We start from the raw sequence: 22,705 nt of genomic DNA on the forward strand, positions 1-22,705 counted from the left end.
TCACATTAAATCTTCATCAAAGATTACCTAGTTGTTCTAATTGGGGTAGTAAAGTGGCAAAAGCTTTACCCCGATGACTCACCGATTTTTTTAATTCTGGTGTCATCTGTGCAAAGGTCAGTTGCTTTTCGGGAACGTAGAAAATTGGGTCATAGCCGAAACCACCACTACCACGGGGTGCATGAAGAATTTCACCACGACAAATACCTTGCGCTTGCAATGCGATCGCCCCATCAGGAGAAGCGATCGCTACTACACACACAAACTGCGCTCCCCTGTTAATTGCGCTACCCAACTCATTCAGTAATCTCTCAATGCGTTCTGCATCGGTATTCCCATAACGGGCAGAATACACCCCAGGAAAACCATTCAACGCATCCACTTCTAAACCAGAATCATCGGCGATCGCCCAATTGCCTGTAGCCTTAGCTACCTCAGAAGCTTTAAGACAAGCATTCGCCGCAAAGGTATCACCAGTCTCCTCAACTTCTAATTCTGCTGGTTTGAGAGTCAATTCCCAGTCGGTATCTTGTAGGTAAGCCTGCATTTCGCCCAACTTACCTGGATTACTTGTTGCTACTACGAGAAGTTTTGTCATTGGTCAATAGTCATTAGTCAACAGTCATTAGTCCATAGTCAAAAGACAGAACTCTTGAATTTTGAATTTTGCGGAAAGTTTCCTACGGCGGGAAACTTTTCAAGACGAATTTTGAATTGCTTACTCTGCCCAATCTTTCGCCCAAGCAAGGGTTTTGTGAACTTCTTCAATAGTTGCGGCTTCGCAGTAGAGGCGGAGGACTGGTTCTGTACCACTAAAGCGAATCATTAACCAACTATTATCGGCTAGGCGGAATTTGTAGCCGTCGATGGTGTTACAGTCAATAACTGCTTTACCTGCAATCTCTTTTAAGGGTTGGGTTTCGAGTTGTTGCAGTAGACGCGCCCTTACATCCATACTGGCTAGGGGTAAATCGATGCGATCGTAAGCTGAGGTGAAGCCTGTTTGCTGTTGTAGGTGGCGGTAATAATCGCCTAAATCTAACCCAGATTCCACGATCGCCTCTAAGACATACAATGCTGATAACAAGGCATCCCGTTCGGGAATATGGCTTCCGTAACCAATTCCTCCCGATTCTTCGCCACCTAATAATACGGGTGCGGCTAACATGCGGTCAGCAATGTATTTATAACCAACGGCTGTTTCAAATATCGATAAGTTATGTAAGGCTGCTACCTTGGGCATTAAATCGGAACCACTCACGGTTTTGACGATTTCGCCTGTAAAGTTGCGTCTTAAAGTCAAGTGGTCAATTAATATGGGGATTAAAACTTGAGAACTCAAGAAGTTAGCATTGCCATCTACAGCAGCAATGCGATCGCAATCTCCATCAAATACTAATCCTACAGATAAACCTGAAGGATTCTGTTCTCGATGATTACGTATAGTATCAAATAACTTGGAAAGGTATTTTGGTAAGGGTTCCGGCGCACCACCACCAAATAAAGGGTCGCGGTTAGTATTCAGTTCTTGCACGCGATCGCCGAGTAATCTACCCAAACCACTTGCTGCTGCACCGTGCATCACATCAGCAAATACCGTCAGTTTACCAGAGGCGATCGCTTCTCTTATCTTTGTAATATCAACTTTCCCTTGCAAACCTTGAGTATAACTAGGCCAGGGGTCAAACTTTTCTAACTTACCAGGAGTCGCGGCTACTGGCACTCCTACTGATAATAATGCTTCTATATCTTTTGTAACTTCTTGTGATACTGAGCCACCAAAATAACCTTTAACTTTTAAGCCTAAATATGGGCCTGGGTTATGGCTGGCGGTAATAACTAGCGCCCCCAAAGCATTGAGTTGTTTCGCCGCCCAACTAAAAGCAGGTGTTGGAGCATAACTCTCACTGAGTAAAACATCAAATCCAACAGCAGTGACAGAATTGGCAACAGCACGGGCAAAATCCTCTGCCATAAAACGGCGATCGTAACCGACAATAATTGTCCGACTACCCACCGTCGAATAATAAGTATCATATAATACTTTTGCTGCAACTGGCGCGACCAAAGCTAGGCGTTCAAAGGTGAACTCATCACCAATCACGCCCCGCCAGCCGTCAGTACCAAACTTGATAGAGTTAGCTATAACTGGCATTGGGGAACCCTCAGTAGACACTTGAGGATTTTAGCATTTGTACAGGTTCCCAAGTGATAAAAGCGGCAGAAGAGAAGTGAGGGAGATGAGGGAGCAGGGGAATAGAGGACAAAAAACTAATGACTGTTGACTAATGACCAAATATTAATAATCCTTAATAGTAAATACTATTAAGGACTGAAATTAAAAATATAAATTGCTCACAATTATGGGCTTTTGTTAAAAATCGTCAAGAAATTGACTCAAGCGGCTAATTACAGGGTCAATTTCTTCCGGAGGGTGAACAGCATTACTAGTAGTAGTAGTGGGGTTAACTACTTCTACGGCTGGTGCTGATGGGGGAGCAGAGTAAACCAGAGTAGGTCGCTCACTCACCATAATTGCGAGATGCGCCAGTTGTTGCGTTAATTGCAAAATCTGGCGTTCCAGCGCCTCCAAACGATTAGATTCCTTGGCAAAAAAACGTTCCTCAAGGTCAGCTATTTGACGGCGCAGTTCAGCGATTTTCGGTTCAACCGACTCTGTTGCTGCTGTTTTAGAACCAGATTTTACAGATTCCGGTACGCATAAATATTGCCATAGGGCTTCTTTACAGAGGTCGCTAAAAGTCTTGTCTGGTTGTTTTTCTAAAAAGTTTTCTACAACCGCTAACAAACTTTCATCAGCGACCTCTGGGTTGAACGTGACCGACTTAACTACCTTTTTTGACCATTGGAACATTCTTTTTAAGCCCTAGAAGAGCGACTGGAAGCTAATTGTGCCTCTCCATAAATATACTGCCCTAAAGCGTTCGCTTGTCGAGAAGGAGCAGCTAAGTGAGCATTAATTTTGGCATCTTTGAGTAGACGTTGTACATCTTCCCAGAAGAACTCACCACCACCACCAGTAATAATTACATCGGTAACACGTTCTGGCAACCAAGCCAATACACGGCTGCAAATTTCACGAGAAAACTGCTCTATCAAGTTAGGCAGAGAATCATCCAAGTTAGTTGGCTTACTAGCACCTTTGGGACGATAGAAACGCTCACCTTTGGGCTTGTTAACAGCAGAAATTAACGCCAAAGACTGACTATCTGCACCTTCGATTTCCGCAGCCACTAGTTCATAGAACTTGTTCATACCGAAATCTTCACTCTTAGAAGCACCGCGTGCAAAGCGGAAATTATCAACCATGAGTAAATCAATGGTTTGATGTCCGATATCAACGATCGCTGTAGAAATTTTTGTAAAATCAGGGCTACTGCCATTCTTTTTAGGCTGTGCTTCTGACCACAGGAGACTACCGTAACCTTCTGGCATTACCCATACTTTGGTGATGTTCAAAGATAGAGATTCACCACGGAAGTTGAGAACATGAGGCCCGGTAACTTGGCTAATTATTTGTGCTTTTTCCCGTTCAAATTGCTCTAAAGAGAGAAAAGGCAGACCTAATACTACGGAAATTTCATCTTTAAGTTTGAAGTAGCCAGCGCTTGCCAGCACCTTAATTAGTGCATCTTCTACTTTAGATTGACCGACTCCCAAGTTAGCCCCAAAGTCTGCTGCTAATTGACCGACGGCATAGCCTTTGCCTTGATATTCCAACCACAAGTCCATTAAAGGGTCGGTAGCACGGGCTTCAAAAACGCCGCCACGTACTTGTTCTATTGTCATTTGCTTGACGTTGGCAGGTACGAACACAACGTTATTTGGTTCGCGGCTAACACAAGTTTTTGTAGAAGTTCTGCCTAAGTCAACGCTGAGAATAGCTTTACCAGAACCATTACTGGCTTTGGGGGTTGTAGCAGTATTAATTGGGGTAGATGCTGACACTCTGTTTAAAGGAATAGCAGCAGCATTCATTGGGGTAGCGGCGGAAGGTTGGTCTGTCATAAAAGTCCTCGTGCTTACTTACCTGTAAAAAGTTATCATGCCGGTTGTACAAACAAGGGGGATACCAGAAATCCTGAGTTTCGTCAAGTGTAGCTACTAACACGCCAAATTTTAAAGTTTTAGTAAAATTTAGGCGAAATCAATTCAGCATTATTTGGCATAGTGTAGGCGAATTTTTACCAGATGTAACCCCCAGGTGTAAAGAAAAAAGAACTTTATGTCAAATTCTGGTATTTCTACGCTTACGTCTGAGTACCCAGACTACAAATGCCACCACTAGAGTGCCTAGTACAATTTTGGATACAGGAGCAAGGTACTTATCCACAAGTTCATACTGACTACCTAACAGATACCCTGAGTATGTTAGCAAACCAACCCAAGCAGCGCTACCTAAAGTCGTATAGAATAAGAAAGGTAACAAAGGCATATTGCTAACGCCTGCTGGTACGGAAATCAAAGTGCGTACACCAGGAATTAAACGACCGATTAAAACTGCCTTGTTACCCTGAGTATCAAACCATTTCTTCGCTTTAGTAATATCTTTGCTAGATACACTAATCCACTTGCCATATTTATCGGCTAAATCTCGTAAACGCCTTTCACCCAAAAACTTTCCAGGGTAATACCAAACCAAAGCGCCAATTGTAGAACCTAAAAGCCCAGCGACAAATACACCGGCAATATTTAACTTTGACCCTGGCAGATTTGCTGTATAGCCAGCCAACGGCATGATTAACTCTGAAGGAATGGGTGGAAACAGATTCTCTACAAACATCAGTAGAGCTATCCCCCAGTAGCCTAGAGATTCGATAATATTTTTTATCCAATCAGATGACATGGATTTGTGATTGAAAACTGTGGTGATTTATCGTTATTCAATTTAGCTTGATTTTTACAAAACTTCATAAATTATGAAGATAGCAGTAGTTCAAGGATGCAGGTTGTAAGGGAAAGAATCATTTCTTCATCTCTCCCTATTTCCTCGTCTGTGTCTACACAGTTGGAGTTAGTGATTGCACTCTTGATTCAGATTGCCAGTCCAAGGGGTTCCACACCCGGTCTTCCAAAGCCATCTGCTCAATTAAACTTGCTAATCTGAGGGCTTTGAGCGCCTGTTCACCACCGACTGAGGGCTGATTACCACCATGTACGCAGTTAACAAAATGCTCAAGTTCTGCGCTCAAGGGTTGAATGTTGGTGGTATAAACCTTCTCAATTACGCCATCTTGTCTGTAATGACGATGGTCATTTAGTGAGTTAGCAGGGGTTTGACGGTGGATCAAAATTTCATTCTTGAGAAAATCCGCTTCGGTAAAGGAGTTTTTACAGTGGGCAACTATGCGACGGATTTTCCGATGAGTGACTTTGCTGGCTGTGAGAGTCGCCACAATTCCATTAGCAAACCCTAAAGTCGCAGTTACATAATCTAAATAACCAGAATCTAAGGCGCGGGTTCCACTGGCGGTTAATTTTGTTACTGGTGAGGCAGCTAGTTCTAATAGCAAGTCAATGTCATGAATCATTAAATCCAGCACGACTGAAACATCATTGGCTCGGTCTGAATAGGGACTCATGCGATGAGCTTCTAGTGCAAGAACTTCTTCAGTCTTTAAGACTTTGCTTAGTTCTTGGAAGGCTGGGTTGAAGCGCTCAATGTGACCTACTTGCAGAATACACTGAGATTCAGCAGCAGCATTCACTAGCGATTCCGCCTCGGAAATACTAGCAGCAATGGGTTTTTCGATTAAAACGTGGATTCCGGCTAACAGACAATTAATCCCCACGGCGTAATGTAAGCGAGTGGGGACGGCAACACAGACAGCTTCCACATGAGGAAGCAAGTCACAGTAATCCTCAAAAAAACGCACCTTGTATTTACTGGCAGTTTCTAAGCCTCGTTCGACGTTGATATCTGCCACGCCAACCAGTTCAACATCTTTCATGGAACTGAGTACGCGGGTATGATGCTGGCCCATGTTACCCACACCAATTACGCCTATGCGAATTGGTCGTGGCTGGTTACGTTGTGAAAATGAATTTGGTTCTGCCACTGACATGCTATTTTGCACTATTGTTCTCTCCTCAACCACCAAATTTAGAGACGCTATGGCCGTTGGCCTTTATACTAAACAGCCAATTATGATCCGTCTAAAACCATCCAGATGGTAACATAGAGGCCTGTTCATGAAGAATTTCAAACTTTGTAATCAGTTCCCGTAATTTGGCTGTCTTTGTTATAGACATTTCTAAATTTCTCAATTTTCTGAGATTTATGCTGAAAATTTATGTATATTTTATTACATTTTAACCTCGGTAAAATAATCCCTGAAAGTAATTTAGTTAATAAAATAACTATATGGAAAATCAATGATTTTATTGTTAGTAAAATCACTAATTATTATAAATAATACACGTAGGTGAACAGATAAAAAAATATTTATCTGAGATTGTCATAGCAGTTAGACTTAGATGATTGTTGCATTATTTGCAGATTACGTCCTCTATTTTTAGGGAGACAATGGTGTAAATATTTTGCTATGGCTACGGTAAAAGGCAGGAGCGAGGAGGCAGCAGGCAGCAGGCAGCAGGCAGAAAGTAGAAGATAGAAACATTTCTGTTGCTAAGATTTGCCCTTTTAGAATTTACTAATATATATGCTTTTGGCTTTGAACACCTAAAATTTACAGTGTATTGAAGGTTGCTTCTAGCTAGCGGTAGAAAGATAATTTTGTGATTAACCTTGCTAATTTTAAATTTTGCGGAAAGTTTTGTAGGTAACTGATGTTCGCGTAGCATATACGCAGGATTTACCCGGAGGGGTTTCCCGCGCCCTGGAACGCCACTTGCTACAACGGGGGGAACCCCCGAAGTTTGCCCGGAGGGAAACCCTCCTTGCAACTTCTCTCCGCAACGCAGTGGCTCAACTTTTCAAGACGGATTTTGGATTGTCTTTTCGGTATAAACCCCGCCCTATCTGGGCAAAACAAATTTAAAATCCCTAAGTTGCGTCTCAACAATGGGCGCACAGTCAATCTAAAATCACAAATCTAAAATCCACAATTGATTCACTGCCCAAAAATTGAAACTGAAATGAAAGCTGTAATTTTACTATCTGGTGGACTAGACTCTTCGACAATTTTGTATCAAGCTAAAGCAGATGGTTGTGAGTGTTACTCTATATCTTTTGACTACCAACAGCGACATCGACGAGAACTGGACTCTGCTTTTTTAGTAGGACAAAAAGCTGGGGTAATAGAACATCAAGTGGTAAATTTTGATTTACGCCTGTGGGGTGGTTCAGCATTGACAGACAACTCGATTGATTTGCCACAAGAGCGTTCGTTGGATGAAATGTCACAAAATATTCCTATTACCTACGTACCGGCACGGAACACGATATTTTTGAGTTTTGCTTTGGCTTATGCGGAAGCGATCGCCGCACAGCGAGTATATATTGGTGTCAACGCTCTAGATTATTCAGGATATCCAGACTGTCGCCCCGACTATATCCAAGCGATGCAGGAAGTTTACCGCCTGGGAACCAAACAGGGACGCGAAGGTCAACCCATAGAAATAGTTGCGCCCTTAATCAATCTGAAAAAAACCGAAATCATCCAATTAGGCAATCAATTAGGCGTTCCTTGGGACTTAACATGGTCATGTTATGCCGGTGCAGATGTCGCTTGCGGCGTTTGTGATTCTTGCCGCTTACGTCTAGCAGCTTTTGCAGAATTGGGGTTACAAGATCCAGTTCCTTATGCTTAGAGAGTGGAGAGTGGGGGAAGTTTGGGGAGTAGGGGGAGTAAGGGAAGAATTTCTACTTATATTGTCTCCCTCATCTCCCCCCACTCCCTCATCCCCTAACTTCCACCCAAGCGCCGCACTTGAATTTGATGCAGCCTCGGCCCGTCAACGGAGATGACTGTAAATTCGATGTTGTCATAGTGGAAAGTTTCGCCTTTGATGGGCATTTTTTGGAACTGATAGAGTAAAAATCCGGCTAGGGTCTGATACTGTTTTGTTAAAGGCAAATTGAGATGCAAAACTTCGTTCAGGTCTTCTAGATTGATTTGGGCTTGCACTAAAAACGTCTGCGGGTCTTGCATCTCAATTAGCAAGTCCTCATTATTTGAGGGTTGACCAGCATTGCCAATAATTTCTGCAATCACATCTTGGATTGTCACCAATCCCACAGTACCGCCAAATTCATCGACGACTATGACCATTGCTGGCTTTTCTTGCTGCATCATTGGTAATAGTTCACTAAGAGGGGTGTTTTCTGGTACGAACCGCGCTGGACGCATCCAAGATTGAATTTGTGTTTCTAGATATAACTGATTGGCTGCTAAGGGTTTGGCTAAATCTCTAAAATAGACAATTCCCCGAATATCATCTAAAGATTCGCCAATGATGGGATAACGAGAGTGTCCCGTACTGATCATCTGTTCGAGTAGGTGTTGAAATGTCGCATCGTTAGATAAGACAATAATTCCGTTGCGGGGAATCATCACATCTTGTGCTGTTATATCACCAAACTCAAAGATGTTATTTAGCAGTTCTCTCTCTGCCATCTGTAAGCCTGTAGATTCCCTTTCTGTGGAAATAATTAACTGCAATTCTTCTGGGGTTACAGGTGGTCGCCAGCTTTGACCTGTGTATTCAATGCGAAATAGCTTTAATAAATAACTGGTAGATTGATTGAGAATCCAAATAAAGGGACGGAAAAAACGCACGATCGCTCTGACAGCCGGCCCCAAAAAACGGGCTAACTGTTCTGAATACAGCATGGCCACGGATTTGGGACACAGTTCGCCTAAAACGATTTGCAAATAAGCTATCAAGAAAAAGGCAATGGGAATTGATAGAGAATGAGCAACAAAATTATTCACATTGGCGGGTAATGGCCAAGATTTCATCCACGCACGTATAATTACGGCAATCGAACTTTCCCCTATCCAGCCCAAAGCCAAGCTAGAAAGGGTGATACCTAACTGGGTTGTAGATAACAATCTATCGATGTTGCGCTGTAGTGACTCAACTGCGATCGCCTGAATATCACCAGACATAACTAGCTGATGAATCCGCGATCGCCTGACTGTCACTATCGAAAACTCTGCCGCGACAAAAAAAGCATTGATCAAAATCAGCAGCAGCACTGATAACAATCGCAGCCCCACATCTGTCAAACTCAAATTAGGAAATTCGTTCACCGCCAAATTTTGTTAGTCATTGGTCATTAGTCATTAGTCATTAGTCATTAGTCCATAGTCCATAGTCAAAAGGCAGAACTCTTTAATTTTGAATTACTTATCTACAGGAATATTTGTCACTTCTAGCTTCAACTTTTGATCTGGATAATCTGTCAGAGAGAGAGACACTTTTTTCACATCGTCTAGTAAAGCTGTGGGAATGCTGACAGTACCAGTAAATGCTGGGCCGTTGGTGGGTAAATCTGCGGGTAAACCTTCTGTACTTGCACTAAGAGTTCTACCTTTGTCATCAGTAACATCCAAGAAGCTATACAAAAAGCGTACAGAATCTTTACCTTTGTTCTGCATTTTGACTTTTAGCAGTAAATCACCGCCAGAGTAACGCGCAGATTGTACTGTCATTGTTACCCCTTCACTCTCGGCACTAACAGGAAACCCAGGCTGGAGTTTTTCTTCTACTACTTCCTTGGGTTTTTCTTGTGCTTTTTCCTTTTTGCCGCTAATCTCCTCATCATCCTCATTTACTTTTTCGGACTTAGCAGCTTTTGACTTACCATCTATACGCGACTTAACAATTTTTAATATTTCTTCTTCTTTTAAGAAGGTTACCGACCCTGCTTGTGAGCTATTTGCTTTACTAGCGGCAAACTTGCTGGTGGGACGACCATCTGGTGTAGTCACACCTTTGAGTGCGGAACTTCCCAAGTCAAATCCTAGAAACGCACTTACGGAGCCTGCGCCTAACATCAGGAATAACAAAATCAAAGTTAGAAGTACAGTAGAATTTATTCTCATTGCTGACAAGCTGTTGCAGAAGAATGCTGGTCTATATTAGCTGGTCTATGTTAAGACTTTTGAAGCTATATAGCTTGTTGGTTAACATAACTCAATCAATCATAGTTCCTCTATTCCATAATTAAATTATGTAGTATAAAAATCTAATAAACTATTTTAGAAGCTACCCAAGTTTGATACTCTAGGATACAATTAGAACTTAACCAGGGTTGGCCGAGCGGTTGAGGCAGCGAACTCATAATTCGCCCAAGGCAGGTTCAACTCCTGCACCCTGGATTAGATGAGTTATGAGTGCTGTTAGCGGTAGCGGCGCGTTCGGCGTGTGCTGAGTAAGCAGTCATGAGTGCTGAGTGTTGGGTTATGAGTTATTCAGTTAGAGTTGTTATCCTGGCGCTCTGTCAGCACTGAGCTATGAATTATTGTCCTTAACTCTTCACCTATTTTGGTTTCAACCCGTAGTTAACCCAACTCAGCACTCAGAACTCTTATCTTTGTGTGAAATTGTCAAATCGAAATTCTGTTCCTGTCCTGAGTTTATTGGCATTCATGCGCGGGGACATGAGCAAGGATGTATCGTAAGGGTTAGGAATGTCTGGTGTGCGTAGATAGGGGTCGTTCATGGATTGTTGCTTGAGGACATCGCGGTAGAGTGTGTTGACTAACTCAGCATCACGAGCAATTTCATTTTCGGGAAAGGAATTGCGAAAACCAGAGCCAGAACCCAACAATGCGTCTAACTGGCGTTTGGGAGTAGAATTTTCGTAAAAATTGCGATCGTGGCGGAAATAAGCCCGCTCAAATATCTCATTTGCGCTTTCATAATTGGGGACGGCTGGTTCGGCAACGGCTATAGAAGGAAATGCGATCGCTGTCGCTAACAGCACAAATAAACCACTGAGGGGCGGAAATTTTATACCCATTTTTTTTACTCCTCAAATTTCTGGCAAATCTTAACTTATGCTTAATTTCAGAACTCCGATGAGTTCAACCTTTGGTGTAGCATAACTTTTAGTGTTTTGTAATGACGTATTCTACTGAAACCCCTACGCAGTCGGATAATTGGGCAGCCAGTGCTGATGTCCCTACCCTGCGGCAAAAACTACTGGATTTATTTTGTCAACTTGCTTATCAAGAGGGTGAGTTTGTCCTGGCTTCAGGACAACCAAGTTCTTACTATATAAATGGTAAACAGGTAACACTGCATCCCCAAGGCGCTTTAGCCATTGGTCGGGTACTTTTGTCTATTTTACCTCCAGGCACTCAAGCAGTAGCCGGATTAACACTGGGGGCTGATCCAATGGTGACAGCAGTGAGTGTGGTTTCTGCGTATGAAAATAGACCCATACCAGCGTTAATTATTCGTAAAGAAGCTAAAGGTCATGGTACTAAAGCGTATATTGAAGGGCCGAATCTGCCAGAAGGTACTAAAGTAGCAGTTCTAGAAGATGTCGTCACAACTGGACAATCGGCCATGAAAGCTGTTGACCGACTCAGGACGGCTGGTTATGTTGTGGATGAGGTAATTTCTTTAGTAGACAGACAGCAAGGGGGAGCAGAGTTTTACGAGTCTGTCGGGTTGAAGTTTGTAGCTGTGTTCACGATCGCGGATCTGCAACAAAGGTATCGAGAGTTAAATAGTTAGTAGAATGCGATCGCCTTATTGACAAGTTTTGAGCAATGGGCGATCGCACTTTTAAGTTGTGAGAATAGTTATCCTAGAAGATACGAGTTCAGCAAATTTATAGTGTCTAACAAGCAACCACAGCAATGTGAATTGTGTCAAAGGGAAATGGATGATTTAACTGTCCATCATTTAGTTCCGCGACAAAATACCAAACGCAAAAAACAAGACCCAGGAGAAACAATCAATATTTGTTCTGCCTGTCATCGTCAGATTCATACTTTATTTGATAACAAAGTTCTTGCTCAAGAACTCAATACTCTCGAAAAACTCAGCAATGAACATAATTAATTTATATATTTAGGTGTAATTGTAATAGTTTTCTCTGGGTTTTAAGAAATGTAGCAGATGAATTTTGTTGAGTCATCTGCTAACAGCATACGGAGGTATAAACTTGATTAGTCATTAGTCATTAGTCATTGGTTTTTTACTATGGACTTTTGACTATGGACTATGGACTAAATGAACTAGATTAATTTGCATTAACCAATTCTTGAGTAGCTGCGGCATATGCTTTCACCGCTTTGACTAAATCTTTGAGAACATCATTAAGTCTTTGGTCAAGTTCTGCATCGAGTTTGACGCTACCATCGTCTTGACGTTCAATTTGTTTATCTACGGCGTAAACAGTAGCTAAAATATGCCGCGCTCCTAATTCGCCTAAGATGGGTTTTAAGGCATATTCTATTGATAATAAATGAGCAATAGTTCCACCTGTGGCGATGGGAAGAACTACTTTTCCTGCTAATGATTTCTGCGGTAGCAAGTCGAGAAATGTTTTTAATACGCCTGTGTAAGCAGCTTTATAAATAGGTGTGGCAATAATGACACCATCTGCTTTCGCTAATAGTTCTTTTGGTTGTTCTAGTGCTGGGCTGTCATACTTGCCAAATACTAAATCTTCGGCGGGTAAATCACGTACAGAAAGAATATCAACATGTAAGCCTTCTTGTTGTAATAGTTTGGCGGTATGTTCTAAAATTCCGTATGTTCTAGATGGATGAGAAGGGCTACCAGCGATCGCTAGAATACGTGCCATTTGATTAAACTCCAATAGTATTTTATAGTTCTGCTCTCTTAAGACACAAAGGTTGCCTTTTCTTTGTGCTGTTGTTTCGGGAAATCTTCGTTGGCAACAATCTCACCAAATGGACTGAGAACATGTTGTTGCTCGACTATAGGTAAATTATTTAAAGGCAGGCGGGGAAATAGTAACTCGGCAACGCGATATGCTTCTTCTAAATGGGGATAGCCAGAGAGAATAAAGGTTTCAATTCCCAATTCTGTATATTCCAACATCCTGGCGGCTACGGTATCGGGATCACCAACTAAGGCAGTACCCGCGCCGCCTCTAACTAACCCGACTCCAGCCCATAAGTTAGGACTAATTTCTAATGCTTCACGGCTACCTTTGTGTAGTTGACTCATGCGGCGTTGTCCTTCTGAGTCCATACGGGCATAAGCTTTTTGGGCTTTGGCGATCGCCTCATCATCCACGTACTTAATCAACTGATTGGCTGCGTCCCAAGCTGCTGTTTCGGTTTCGCGCACAATTACGTGTAAGCGAATACCAAACCTAAGTTTTCTCCCTTGTTCTTCGGCTAGTCGGCGGACTGTGGCTATTTTCTCGGCTACTTGTGCTGGTGGTTCACCCCAAGTTAAGTAAACATCTACGTGTTTAGCGGCGATTTCTTGGGCGATGGGGGAGGAACCGCCAAACCATAAGGGTGGATGGGGTTTTTGCACTGGGGGAAATAACAGTTTCCCATCTCGGATGTCGAGGTAGTCGCCTTGAAAGTTAGTTTGTTCACCACTGGCAAGCGATCGCCAAACCGTGAGAAATTCATCTGTTAGTTCGTAACGGCGATCGTGATTTAGGTGTAAGCCATCGCCAGCTAACTCTATCGGATCGCCACCTGTCACCACATTAATCAACAACCTACCACCGGATAAACGGTCAAAAGTTGCCGCCATTCTTGCTGCTACCGCCGGAGACGTTAACCCAGGACGAATTGCCACTAAAAAACGCATTTGGCGAGTTAGTGGTAATAGTGAAGATGCCACAATCCAAGCATCCTCACAAGAACGTCCTGTAGGAAGTAATGCCCCTGTGTAACCCAGGTCATCCACTGCTTGGGCAATTTGCCGGAAGTACTGAAAATTAACTGCCCTTCCCCCTGTGGCAGTACCAAGGTAACGTCCATCGCCGTGGGTGGGGATGAACCATAGTAGCTGCATGAGTCTTGTCCTTAATATCGGTAAATCGATAGGAATACCGTAATTAATTTTAAGTATTACACATTCCCTTTTGTCAAGCAAGAGGATGTGGCAAAAAGTACGGTACATTTATCGGATAAATGTATATTAAGTGAAAGTGGCAGGAAGTTCTAGAGGTTTTTTTAACGCAGAGTCATTAGCAGTCGTGATTTAGCTGAGGCTGTCTTGACTTAAATGCAACCCTGTTTCTTGCAGAGATAGAGCGAGTTTATCTAAGGTTGGCGATCGCTACCTCAAAATCGATGCAAATTGAAACGTTAGAGTATGAGATTCGTTGACAGTCAACAAGTCAACAAGAGAGAATATCTAATTTAGATGCGCAATAACTTATTCAAATATTCTCATCTATCTATCAGCCCCAACTCAGAAAAGTTAGTAATACTTAGTGTCAAGGTAGAGGAATCCCAACATCGTGACTGAGATAGCTGAGTAAAAAATAGAAAATAATAAATATATGAAGAAACGTGATTTTTTACAAGCTAGTGCAGCATTAGTTAGCACAGCTTTGTTATCACCCTATATTTTCCAAAGGTCAAAAATAATGGCAGCTTCTAATACTAAATTTGAAATTACTAAATCTGACCAAGAATGGCAATCAATTCTAACACCAGAACAATATCGAGTATTACGCAAACACGGCACTGAACGGGCTTTTACCAGTCCACTTGATAAGGAATATGGTGAAGGGACTTATGTGTGCGCTGGTTGTGGACAGCCCTTGTTTACAGCTGATACTAAATTTAACAGTGGTACTGGCTGGCCTAGTTTTTTCAACCCTATTGAAGGTGCAATTGGTACTACTGTAGATAGGTCATTTTTCATGACTAGAGTTGAAGTACATTGCAACCGTTGTGGTGGACATTTAGGTCATGTTTTTGATGATGGGCCTGCACCAACTGGTAAGCGCTATTGTATGAATGGTGTATCGTTAAAGTTTGAGCCTGCATAGTTTGGGTAATAGATAATGGGTAATTGGTAATAGGTAATGGGTAATTGTATTACTATTAGCTATTACCAACGCCCGATTTAACTCGCTACAGCCTCAGCTTTTGCTTCTACTGGTACATAGGGTGTTTCTGCACCTTGTGCTAGATATTCAGCCAGTTGTTTTTCAATTTCGTCGCGGACAATTTGGCGATATTCTAGGAAATGTTCGTTGTGGGCGCAGGCGGAAATATAATGTTCAACTACTCCAGGGTTACGCTTGAGGATGCTGAACAAGTGATGCCAGAATTTCCAACGAGTTTCACGTTTGATACCTTGCCGCCAAATGACGATTAATAAGGCTTTAATTACTACCAATTCTGGCATTTTAAATGGTGTTTTATAACGTGGCGCACCTAACATGAGGAAACAACGATAGGTGCGGTCTAAGTATTTTACAGGGTCGTATAAAGCACAGAACGCTTCAATATATTCCCTGGCAATATCTTCTAAGGGACGGGTAGGGACAAAGTTCATCAACGTTGTTTGGTTGATGTTACTTTCTATGTTTTCTCGTAAACGTCCTTCCTTCTTCAGACGATGCCACAATGCTGTGTTAGGTAATGCTTGTAACATGGCGAAGGTGGTAGAGGGAATGCCTGCTTGTTCAGCAAAACGCACGATGCGATCGCCTGCGCCTGCTTTTTCACCATCAAACCCAATAATAAACCCAGCCATTGGGCGTAACCCAGCCTTGATGATGGTTTGCACTGCATCTGTTAGGGAGTTACGGGTATTTTGAAACTTCTTCGTCAGTTGCAAGCTATCTTCATCGGGTGTTTCGATTCCCAAGAAGACGGCAGAAAAACCAGATTCAACCATTAAATCCAGTAATTCTTGGTCTTGCGCTAAGTCAACGGAAGCCTCAGTATCAAATTTGAATGGATATTGATGTTCAGCCATCCAAACTTTTAACTCTTTCAGTAACAATTTCACATTGCGTTTGTTACCGATAAAGTTGTCATCCACCATGAACACACCACGCCGCCAGCCTAATTCATAGAGGTAATCCAACTCTGCTAATAACTGTGCTGGGGTTTTAGTCCGGGGTTTGCGTCCGTAGAGAACGATGATGTCACAAAATTCGCACTGGAAGGGACAGCCGCGTGAGAATTGCACCGACATCATGTCATAGGCATCTAATTCTAGTAAGTCAAACCTGGGTATGGGTGTACTCGTTACATCTGGCTTTTCGGCGGTGCGGAATGTGCCAGAAGTTTCTCCCTTCTGCACTGCTTCCACAAACATGGGTAGGGTGATTTCCCCTTCGTCGAGAATGAGAAAATCTGCACCGACGTTCTGGACTGCGCTGGGTGTAGAGGTAGGATAGGGGCCACCAACGGCGACTAACTTACCACGGCGTTTTGCTTCTTGAATTTGTTCTAGTAAATCCTGTTTCTGCACAATCATTGCAGAGAAGATAACTATATCAGCCCAAGCCCATTCTTCTTCTGTAACTGGACGGATATTGCGATCTACCAGCTTAAATTCCCATTCCTGGGGCAAAATTGCTGCCACTGTTACTAAACCCAAAGGTGGTAACAATACCTTGCGATCGACCAAAGCTAAAATCTTTTCATAAGACCAAAAGGTTTTGGGAAATATTGGATACACTAATAGGATTCGCATCTCGTATCATTCCTCACGCTGTGATTGTATTCCCACGCTAACAAAAATAATTACTTATTGACTTTTTGTTAAATTTGCTTTAGTTTAGCGCAAATGCTTTTGCTTATGATACAAAAATATTCAACCTATCTAAATTTTCCTTTAAATATCTAGGTTTTCTTGTGCTGAATGCCAAAACCTAGCAATACTAATTTGTTTTTTATCTTCCTCTACTCTATAAATAATGCGATAAGGCTTAAGAATAAGCTGGCGAATATTGGCATCATCAAATTCAGTTACTTTTTGATTTTTGAATGGGAATTGACTTAACTCATTAGCTTTTTGTATAAGTTTGTGTCCCAGCTTTCTCGCGGCTTCAGGATTAGTTAAAGCAATGTATCTGACAATTGTTTCTAAATCTCCTACAGCTTTAGGAGAAAGAATTACTTGGTAATCCATCCTTCAATCATCTGTTCTACAGATTCAAGTGAAACACCTTTTCCCTGATCAATTTCAGCTAACCCCTCTTTTACAGCAGCAATAAACTCAATTTCTCGAAGAATCTCACGTAAAGTTACGTTGGCAGGTAATCGCTTTACTAATTCTAGAACTGTGTCTCTGTCGCTCATGACTGTTATGGTTTATAGGGAGTATAAAAATCATTTTAACTCAAGTTTTCTGACCCTTAACACCGCTAATTTTTAAGACATCGCTCATAGTTGCACAATAATTTGGCAAGCTAAAACTTTCAGGATTAATCACTGTGTCATAAGTGAAGTGTCGATAGTTCATACAGAATCTATCCCAAGCCGCCATTTGAATGCGAAATACAGCAATAATTAGATTTGCCAATGAGATAGATAAAGGAATGCGGAAATAAATATTTTTGCCTAGATAGTTGCAAACTTCTTCTATTGCTTGGTTAGCTGTTAAACGTTTTTGTCCTAATACTAGTCTACGCTTTGCATCTTGTTTAGGAGGATTAACTATTAAATATTTAACTACGCTGGCAATATCTTTACCGTGGATGAAGTGGAAACTACCATCGGCTTGCAAAAAGCGAATTAAATTAATATATTTGGCAACTTCAGGAATCCCAGAAGTGAGATGAGAGTAAGGTTTTTTGGCATCGCCACCTAAAACTAAAGTGGGGAAAACGGTGGTGATTTTTGGTGCAATTCCTAGATGTGATATTTTCTGTAAACACTCATATTTAGAGCGAATATAATCTGTGCCAATCTCACCTGCTTCTTTAAGTGGTTGATTGTGGCTATCTAAAACGCTGGCTGTAGAAAAATAAATAACTTGTTCACAACGGTCTGGATCTAATAAATTAAGTAACTCTATAGTTTTAGATACATTAATATCAAAGGTTTGCTCACCACCCCAAGCTGTTGCTGTGAGTACAGCTACATCAATTGTGGGCAGTAAATCAGCAAGTTTATTAATATTGAGCATATCACCCTGTAATACAGTAATACCTGGGCGAAATTGCGTTTCAACTTGCAATTTACTAGGATTTCTAACTAATAAATATAGTTCGTAATCTGTTTCTTGAATTAAGGCTTCGCTAATATAGTGACCAATACAGCCACTAGCACCCGTTACTAAAATTCGTTTTGTCATAGAAGAAGGCAGGAGGCAGAGGGCAGGAGGCAGGAGGTAGAATATCTTCACTGGCCTCATTAAATCTTTACTTAAAGGTCAATAGTCTCTAATCCCAAGCCAATAGTTCCCAGACGAAATACCAATGACTAAGGATTAATGACTATTGACTAATGACTACACAAGCGCATTTAGTTGTTTGGCTGTTTCAAAGAAGAAGGCAACGTTTTCTTCTGGGGTATCTGGTAGTACACCGTGTCCGAGGTTGAGAATGTGACCCCAATTACCAGCTTTACGCACGGTATCAATGATGCGATCGCGGATAAAATCTTTAGAGCCGTAAAGTACGCCAGGATCAAGATTACCCTGTACCTTCATCTGTTTGCCTAATCTGGCTCTAGCATCGGCCATATCTACTGTCCAGTCTACAGTGACGATATCAGCACCCGATTGTCCCATGCGTTCTAATACGCCTGCGCTACCACTGACTAGCAAAATCAAGGGTGTATCGGGGTGGGTTTGCTTGATTTGCTGGAATACTCGTTGCTGATAGGGTAGGGCAAAGATGTCATAATCTTGGGGGCTGAGTTGTCCTGCCCAAGAGTCGAACATTTGCACTACTTGTGCGCCGGAGTCGATTTGGTAACGGGCATAAACAGCGATCGCATCTGCTAATTTAGTTAGGAGTTGATGCAGAATTTTCGGATCTGAGAATGCCAGATTTTTGATCACAGAGTAGGTTTTGGAACCTTTACCTTCCACTGCATAGGCGGCGAGAGTCCACGGCGCACCCACAAAGCCTAATACCGTCGATTTATCGCCTACTTCTTGGCGTAACGCCCCCAGAATGGTTTTAATGAAAGGTAAAGCCGCTTCTGGTTCTAGAGGGCGCAGTGCGTCAACTTGTGCTTGAGTACGAATAGGCGCGTGAATGATTGGGCCTTTACCTTCCGCAATGTCCATGTCAATCCCCAAGCCAGGTAAAGGGGTGACAATATCGGAAAATAAAATTACTCCGTCTGGCTGGAAAGCTTTCCAGGGTTGCAGGGAAACTTCGATCGCTACTTCTGGAATTTCTGAGCGATCGCGAAACGAAGGGTATTTTTCCCGCAAATCCCGGTATGCTTTCATATATCGTCCCGCTTGGCGCATCATCCATACAGGGGGACGATCTACAATTTCACCACGAGCAGCCCGTAAAAGGTGAGGAGCCGTTGAAGTAAGACCCATTTAACACTTCATCCTAAGTCACTTTTTTATTTCACTGTTTAGCTTATCATTCTGGGATTACGCTTTATTCAAGGGAGGCAGGGGGCCGGAGGCAGGAGGCAGGAGGTTAAAAATAAATTTGCGGTTTAGTATTGCTTTTTTGCTGAAGTCAAAATAACTTGAAAACGCTGATGAAACGGAAATTCAGTAGTTGAGTTATAAACGTCTTTAATCACCTTCTGCCCTCTGTCTTTTGCCTCCTAATACTTTTACCTAGCTTTACTAAACTTAATATGCAAGCCAACTCTCACAGCTCACCTCGTGCTGCATCAGCTAGTACTAATTCTCATTTAAGTCGATTATTAATACCACGCTCTCAGCGTCGCATGTTCTTTCTCCAATTTACCTTGATGACTATCATGGGTTGGGTTGTCGGTGGTATTGCCAGTATCGCTTTAGAAAAAATTATTTGGGAAAATTGGCCAAATTTAATTGTATCTGCGCCAGAAACTTGGGTTCTTTGGGTGAAATTCCTTAGCAATGTTTTATTTGCTGTAGTCTTTGCGGCTGATCAAGCTTTAGTAATGCGCCGTTATCTTTCTGGGCGTTTATGGCTGCTTGCTACCAGCATCGGTTGGATAATTGCTCATCATGTAGCTACAGCTTGGAACAACTATCTTTCATTTATTGCAACTACACTTAATGAAAATTTAACTATAGAAATAACATATATTTTGAGTTTTTTGTCAACGTTTGCCTACATTTTTTCCGGCATTTGGCTGGGATTATTACAATGGCTAGTTTTACGTCGCTATGCTGCTAAGTGTTGGTGGTGGAGTTTTTTCCCTTCCGTCTCTTTTGTGTGTATCAGTTTGTTAGTGTGGCTGCTTTCTTTAGGACAAAATTTACTTCCCGAAGTTTACCGAACTCCTGTATTGTATTGGAGTCAACAGGGATTTACCGCTATTATTCTAGGAATTATCCCGGCAATGGGCTTATGTAGTTTAAAAAGAAACTTACAACGCAAAGCTAAAATTACTAGCTCATCCTAAGTAGCTATTTGCTGGATTTAAAATGCAGGTTGCAGATATGATAAACAAGGATAGGATTTCGCACAACCAAGTTACACCACCCATTGCAGAACAACAGCCTCATGTTTTAGAATTGCATGGCGATCGCCGCATCGATAATTACTTTTGGATACGTGATCTAGATAACCCAAAAGTAGTTGAGTATTTAGAGGCTGAAAATGCTTATACATCAGCGATGATGCAGCATACCGAGGAGTTGCAAAGCAAACTCTACGATGAAATGTTATCGCGGATTAAAGAAACGGATTTATCAGTACCTTACCGTAAAGATAATTATTATTATTATTCTCGCACAGAAGCTGGCAAAGCTTATCGCATTTATTGCCGCAAACAAGATAATTTAGATGCGCCGGAAGAAATACTTTTAGATGAAAATGAATTAGCCGCAGGACATGATTTCTTTGAATTAGGTACATTTGCTATTAGCCCTAATCATCAAATTTTAGCCTACTCATATGATACTAGTGGTTCTGAGCAATATACTCTGCTATTTCTAGACTTAAATACATATCAGTTATATCCAGAACAAATTGCAGAAACTTCTTATTCATTTTGTTGGTTTAACGATAATAAAACTTGCTTATATACCAAAATTGATGAGGCAAATCGTCCTTATCAACTTTATAAACATACTTTAAGCACATCACCAGAAAAAGATGAGTTAATTTATCATGAACCTGATAATGCTTATGCCTTAGCTGTAGGCAAAACCCGCAGTCAATCATATATATTGATGAGTTTGCAAAGCAGCATCACTACAGAGTTCCACTATCTAGATGCAAATAATCCAGATGGGGAATTTCAAATAATTTATCAACGGAAATCAGGAATAGAATATGACGTTGATCATCATAGTGATTACTTTTATATAGTCACCAATGAAGAAGCAGTTAACTTTAAGTTGGTAAAAACTCCTATAGCTGCACCATCGAAGGAAAATTGGCAGACTATCATACCTCACCGTGAGGATGTGTTGCTATCAGGGGTGAGTCTGTTTAATAATCATTTAGTCATCTATGAAAGGAAAGATGGTTTAAAAACTGCCAGGGTGAGAAACTTATCTACAGGGAGTGAAAAAAGTATTATCTTCCCTGAACCGACTTACCAATTCTCTGAAGGTAGTAACCCAGAATTTAATACTAATATCTTGCGGTTTAATTATAATTCCTTAATTACGCCGCCTTCTGTGTTTGATTATAATATGGATACTCACGAACAAGAGTTGAAAAAACAAACAGAAGTTTTAGGCAATTACGATAAAACTCAATATGGAAGTGAGTGGTTATTAGCTACGGCTGAAGATGGTAAACAAATTCCTATATCAATTGTTTACAAAAAAAGAATTGAAAAAAATGGCAAAAATCCTTTACTGTTAACAGGATATGGAGCCTATGGTGTCTCTTATCCAGCCTCATTTTCATCAGCTAGACTAGCTTTATTAGATAGAGGAATAGTATGTGCGATCGCACACATTCGCGGCGGCGAAGAAATGGGGCGAAAATGGTATGAAGATGGTAAATTTCTCAACAAAAAGAATACCTTTACAGATTTTATCGCCTGCGCTGAGTATTTAATTAAAGAAGGTTGGACAGCAAGCGATCGCCTTGCAATTAGTGGTGGTAGTGCAGGCGGTTTATTGATGGGTGCAGTCATTAACCTCCGTCCCGAATTATTTAAGGTTGTAGTTGCTGATGTCCCTTTTGTAGATGTTGTGACAACAATTTTAGATACCTCTTTACCCCTATCAGCAATGGAATGGGAAGAATGGGGTAATCCCAACGATAAAGTCTACTATGACTATATGAAATCTTACTCGCCTTATGATAACGTCGAGGCGAAAGATTATCCCCATTTGCTAATTATTGCTGGATTAAATGATTCTCGTGTGAAATATTGGGAACCAGCTAAATGGACAGCCAAACTACGACAGCTAAAAACAGATAACAATGTTCTCTTGCTTAAAACTAATATGGATGCAGGACATAGTGGCGCATCTGGGCGTTATGAAAGCCTACGTGAACTGGCTTTTGAGTATGCTTTTATTTTAGATTGTTTGGGTTTAGTTTAGTTGTCAATCAGCAGGTGGTGGGCAATGCCCACCCTACGAAATTATAAGGGTGTTCGGCTGTGATTCTCGCCATAGGGAATTGGTGCAAAATATTAAGATTACGAATTTTGCAGGTGCAAGCCTTGTCGTTCGCGTTAGCGTTGCGTAG

The 22,705-nt window shown here is 41.6% G+C and carries 22 protein-coding genes and 1 tRNA gene; 7 read left to right on the top strand and 16 right to left on the bottom strand.

Going from position 1 to position 22,705, the window contains the following annotated elements:
- Positions 1–16: 16 nt before the first annotated feature.
- From rdgB to NSMS1_RS13135, 6 genes are all read right to left on the bottom strand, one after another.
- Positions 17–598, bottom strand: a complete 582-nt coding sequence (gene rdgB / locus NSMS1_RS13110; protein WP_224093851.1) for an RdgB/HAM1 family non-canonical purine NTP pyrophosphatase — start codon at positions 596–598, stop codon at positions 17–19.
- 120 nt (positions 599–718) lie between these two features.
- On the bottom strand, positions 719–2,155 hold the full coding sequence (locus tag NSMS1_RS13115) for a phosphoglucomutase/phosphomannomutase family protein (protein ID WP_224093853.1): 1,437 nt from the start codon (positions 2,153–2,155) through the stop codon (positions 719–721).
- 219 nt (positions 2,156–2,374) lie between these two features.
- A complete protein-coding gene (locus tag NSMS1_RS13120) occupies positions 2,375–2,875 on the bottom strand; it encodes a plasmid segregation centromere-binding protein ParR (protein WP_224093855.1) in 501 nt (166 codons plus the stop codon).
- A 5-nt stretch (positions 2,876–2,880) separates the two neighbouring features.
- The gene (locus tag NSMS1_RS13125; RefSeq protein WP_224093856.1) at positions 2,881–4,029 is read right to left on the bottom strand and encodes a ParM/StbA family protein; all 1,149 of its coding nucleotides are present in this window, start codon (positions 4,027–4,029) and stop codon (positions 2,881–2,883) included.
- Positions 4,030–4,249: 220 nt separating this feature from the next.
- Complete coding sequence (locus NSMS1_RS13130) at positions 4,250–4,867, bottom strand: DedA family protein (protein WP_224093858.1); 618 nt, start codon at positions 4,865–4,867, stop codon at positions 4,250–4,252.
- Positions 4,868–5,021: 154 nt separating this feature from the next.
- Entirely contained in the window at positions 5,022–6,098 is a 1,077-nt protein-coding gene (locus NSMS1_RS13135; RefSeq protein ID WP_224093860.1) for a Gfo/Idh/MocA family protein, read from the bottom strand.
- A gap of 1,021 nt (positions 6,099–7,119) precedes the next feature.
- Between NSMS1_RS13135 and queC the strand changes: the two genes are divergently transcribed.
- Positions 7,120–7,794 carry a 7-cyano-7-deazaguanine synthase QueC gene (gene queC, locus NSMS1_RS13140; protein ID WP_224093862.1) on the top strand — a complete coding sequence of 225 codons (675 nt, stop codon included), beginning with the start codon at positions 7,120–7,122 and terminating at the stop codon, positions 7,792–7,794.
- Positions 7,795–7,889: 95 nt separating this feature from the next.
- On the opposite strand, the gene NSMS1_RS13145 is transcribed toward queC, so the two are convergent.
- Positions 7,890–9,239, bottom strand: coding sequence for a hemolysin family protein (locus tag NSMS1_RS13145; protein WP_224095224.1), 1,350 nt, complete (start codon positions 9,237–9,239; stop codon positions 7,890–7,892).
- 93 nt (positions 9,240–9,332) lie between these two features.
- On the bottom strand, positions 9,333–10,034 hold the full coding sequence (locus NSMS1_RS13150; RefSeq protein ID WP_224093864.1) for a hypothetical protein: 702 nt from the start codon (positions 10,032–10,034) through the stop codon (positions 9,333–9,335).
- 203 nt (positions 10,035–10,237) lie between these two features.
- Here NSMS1_RS13150 and NSMS1_RS13155 point away from each other — a divergent pair.
- A tRNA-Ile gene (locus tag NSMS1_RS13155) sits at positions 10,238–10,310 on the top strand.
- Between the two features lie 209 nt (positions 10,311–10,519).
- Here the strand turns inward: NSMS1_RS13155 and NSMS1_RS13160 are convergent.
- Positions 10,520–10,954, bottom strand: a complete 435-nt coding sequence (locus NSMS1_RS13160; protein ID WP_224093866.1) for a hypothetical protein — start codon at positions 10,952–10,954, stop codon at positions 10,520–10,522.
- A 101-nt stretch (positions 10,955–11,055) separates the two neighbouring features.
- Between NSMS1_RS13160 and pyrE the strand changes: the two genes are divergently transcribed.
- Both pyrE and NSMS1_RS13170 read left to right on the top strand, forming a co-directional pair.
- Entirely contained in the window at positions 11,056–11,676 is a 621-nt protein-coding gene (gene pyrE / locus NSMS1_RS13165; RefSeq protein WP_224093868.1) for an orotate phosphoribosyltransferase, read from the top strand.
- A 102-nt stretch (positions 11,677–11,778) separates the two neighbouring features.
- The gene (locus tag NSMS1_RS13170) at positions 11,779–12,006 is read left to right on the top strand and encodes an HNH endonuclease (RefSeq protein ID WP_224093870.1); all 228 of its coding nucleotides are present in this window, start codon (positions 11,779–11,781) and stop codon (positions 12,004–12,006) included.
- A 181-nt stretch (positions 12,007–12,187) separates the two neighbouring features.
- Here NSMS1_RS13170 and ssuE read toward each other — a convergent pair whose 3' ends face one another.
- Complete coding sequence (gene ssuE, locus NSMS1_RS13175; RefSeq protein WP_224093872.1) at positions 12,188–12,754, bottom strand: NADPH-dependent FMN reductase; 567 nt, start codon at positions 12,752–12,754, stop codon at positions 12,188–12,190.
- Between the two features lie 38 nt (positions 12,755–12,792).
- A complete protein-coding gene (gene ssuD / locus NSMS1_RS13180; protein WP_224093874.1) occupies positions 12,793–13,953 on the bottom strand; it encodes an FMNH2-dependent alkanesulfonate monooxygenase in 1,161 nt (386 codons plus the stop codon).
- 493 nt (positions 13,954–14,446) lie between these two features.
- On the opposite strand from ssuD, the gene msrB reads away from it, so the two are divergent.
- On the top strand, positions 14,447–14,941 hold the full coding sequence (msrB, locus tag NSMS1_RS13185; protein ID WP_224093876.1) for a peptide-methionine (R)-S-oxide reductase MsrB: 495 nt from the start codon (positions 14,447–14,449) through the stop codon (positions 14,939–14,941).
- A gap of 77 nt (positions 14,942–15,018) precedes the next feature.
- Here the strand turns inward: msrB and NSMS1_RS13190 are convergent, their stop codons facing one another.
- The 5 genes from NSMS1_RS13190 to hemE all read right to left on the bottom strand — a co-directional run bounded on the left by NSMS1_RS13190 (position 15,019) and on the right by hemE (position 19,419).
- Positions 15,019–16,605 (bottom strand): B12-binding domain-containing radical SAM protein, encoded by a 1,587-nt coding sequence (locus NSMS1_RS13190; RefSeq protein ID WP_224093878.1) that lies wholly within the window; start codon positions 16,603–16,605, stop codon positions 15,019–15,021.
- A gap of 141 nt (positions 16,606–16,746) precedes the next feature.
- The gene (locus tag NSMS1_RS13195) at positions 16,747–17,043 is read right to left on the bottom strand and encodes a type II toxin-antitoxin system RelE/ParE family toxin (RefSeq protein ID WP_224093879.1); all 297 of its coding nucleotides are present in this window, start codon (positions 17,041–17,043) and stop codon (positions 16,747–16,749) included.
- Positions 17,028–17,213 carry a hypothetical protein gene (locus NSMS1_RS13200; protein ID WP_224093880.1) on the bottom strand — a complete coding sequence of 62 codons (186 nt, stop codon included), beginning with the start codon at positions 17,211–17,213 and terminating at the stop codon, positions 17,028–17,030. Before NSMS1_RS13200 ends, NSMS1_RS13195 begins: the two co-directional genes overlap by 16 nt.
- Positions 17,214–17,253: 40 nt before the next feature.
- On the bottom strand, positions 17,254–18,210 hold the full coding sequence (locus tag NSMS1_RS13205; RefSeq protein WP_224093882.1) for an NAD-dependent epimerase/dehydratase family protein: 957 nt from the start codon (positions 18,208–18,210) through the stop codon (positions 17,254–17,256).
- Between the two features lie 156 nt (positions 18,211–18,366).
- Positions 18,367–19,419, bottom strand: coding sequence for a uroporphyrinogen decarboxylase (gene hemE / locus NSMS1_RS13210; protein ID WP_224093884.1), 1,053 nt, complete (start codon positions 19,417–19,419; stop codon positions 18,367–18,369).
- Between the two features lie 272 nt (positions 19,420–19,691).
- On the opposite strand from hemE, the gene NSMS1_RS13215 reads away from it, so the two are divergent.
- Both NSMS1_RS13215 and NSMS1_RS13220 read left to right on the top strand, forming a co-directional pair.
- On the top strand, positions 19,692–20,450 hold the full coding sequence (locus NSMS1_RS13215; RefSeq protein WP_224093886.1) for a hypothetical protein: 759 nt from the start codon (positions 19,692–19,694) through the stop codon (positions 20,448–20,450).
- A 37-nt stretch (positions 20,451–20,487) separates the two neighbouring features.
- Positions 20,488–22,557: a S9 family peptidase gene (locus NSMS1_RS13220; protein WP_224093889.1), complete on the top strand. Its 2,070-nt coding sequence runs from the start codon at positions 20,488–20,490 to the stop codon at positions 22,555–22,557.
- Positions 22,558–22,705 lie beyond the last annotated feature (148 nt).

The sequence above is a fragment of the Nostoc sp. MS1 genome, from assembly GCF_019976755.1.
GTDB lineage: Bacteria > Cyanobacteriota > Cyanobacteriia > Cyanobacteriales > Nostocaceae > Trichormus.

Coding starts and splice junctions, on each gene's coding strand:
- pyrE (WP_224093868.1), top strand. CDS start 11,056: ATGACGTATTCTACTGAAACCCCTACGCAGTCGGATAATTGGGCAGCC.
- NSMS1_RS13215 (WP_224093886.1), top strand. CDS start 19,692: ATGCAAGCCAACTCTCACAGCTCACCTCGTGCTGCATCAGCTAGTACT.
- hemE (WP_224093884.1), bottom strand. CDS start 19,419: ATGGGTCTTACTTCAACGGCTCCTCACCTTTTACGGGCTGCTCGTGGT.
- NSMS1_RS13205 (WP_224093882.1), bottom strand. CDS start 18,210: ATGACAAAACGAATTTTAGTAACGGGTGCTAGTGGCTGTATTGGTCAC.
- NSMS1_RS13200 (WP_224093880.1), bottom strand. CDS start 17,213: ATGAGCGACAGAGACACAGTTCTAGAATTAGTAAAGCGATTACCTGCC.
- NSMS1_RS13160 (WP_224093866.1), bottom strand. CDS start 10,954: ATGGGTATAAAATTTCCGCCCCTCAGTGGTTTATTTGTGCTGTTAGCG.
- NSMS1_RS13220 (WP_224093889.1), top strand. CDS start 20,488: ATGATAAACAAGGATAGGATTTCGCACAACCAAGTTACACCACCCATT.
- NSMS1_RS13130 (WP_224093858.1), bottom strand. CDS start 4,867: ATGTCATCTGATTGGATAAAAAATATTATCGAATCTCTAGGCTACTGG.
- NSMS1_RS13195 (WP_224093879.1), bottom strand. CDS start 17,043: ATGGATTACCAAGTAATTCTTTCTCCTAAAGCTGTAGGAGATTTAGAA.
- queC (WP_224093862.1), top strand. CDS start 7,120: ATGAAAGCTGTAATTTTACTATCTGGTGGACTAGACTCTTCGACAATT.
- msrB (WP_224093876.1), top strand. CDS start 14,447: ATGAAGAAACGTGATTTTTTACAAGCTAGTGCAGCATTAGTTAGCACA.
- NSMS1_RS13120 (WP_224093855.1), bottom strand. CDS start 2,875: ATGTTCCAATGGTCAAAAAAGGTAGTTAAGTCGGTCACGTTCAACCCA.
- NSMS1_RS13115 (WP_224093853.1), bottom strand. CDS start 2,155: ATGCCAGTTATAGCTAACTCTATCAAGTTTGGTACTGACGGCTGGCGG.
- rdgB (WP_224093851.1), bottom strand. CDS start 598: ATGACAAAACTTCTCGTAGTAGCAACAAGTAATCCAGGTAAGTTGGGC.
- NSMS1_RS13190 (WP_224093878.1), bottom strand. CDS start 16,605: ATGCGAATCCTATTAGTGTATCCAATATTTCCCAAAACCTTTTGGTCT.
- NSMS1_RS13125 (WP_224093856.1), bottom strand. CDS start 4,029: ATGACAGACCAACCTTCCGCCGCTACCCCAATGAATGCTGCTGCTATT.
- ssuD (WP_224093874.1), bottom strand. CDS start 13,953: ATGCAGCTACTATGGTTCATCCCCACCCACGGCGATGGACGTTACCTT.
- NSMS1_RS13150 (WP_224093864.1), bottom strand. CDS start 10,034: ATGAGAATAAATTCTACTGTACTTCTAACTTTGATTTTGTTATTCCTG.
- ssuE (WP_224093872.1), bottom strand. CDS start 12,754: ATGGCACGTATTCTAGCGATCGCTGGTAGCCCTTCTCATCCATCTAGA.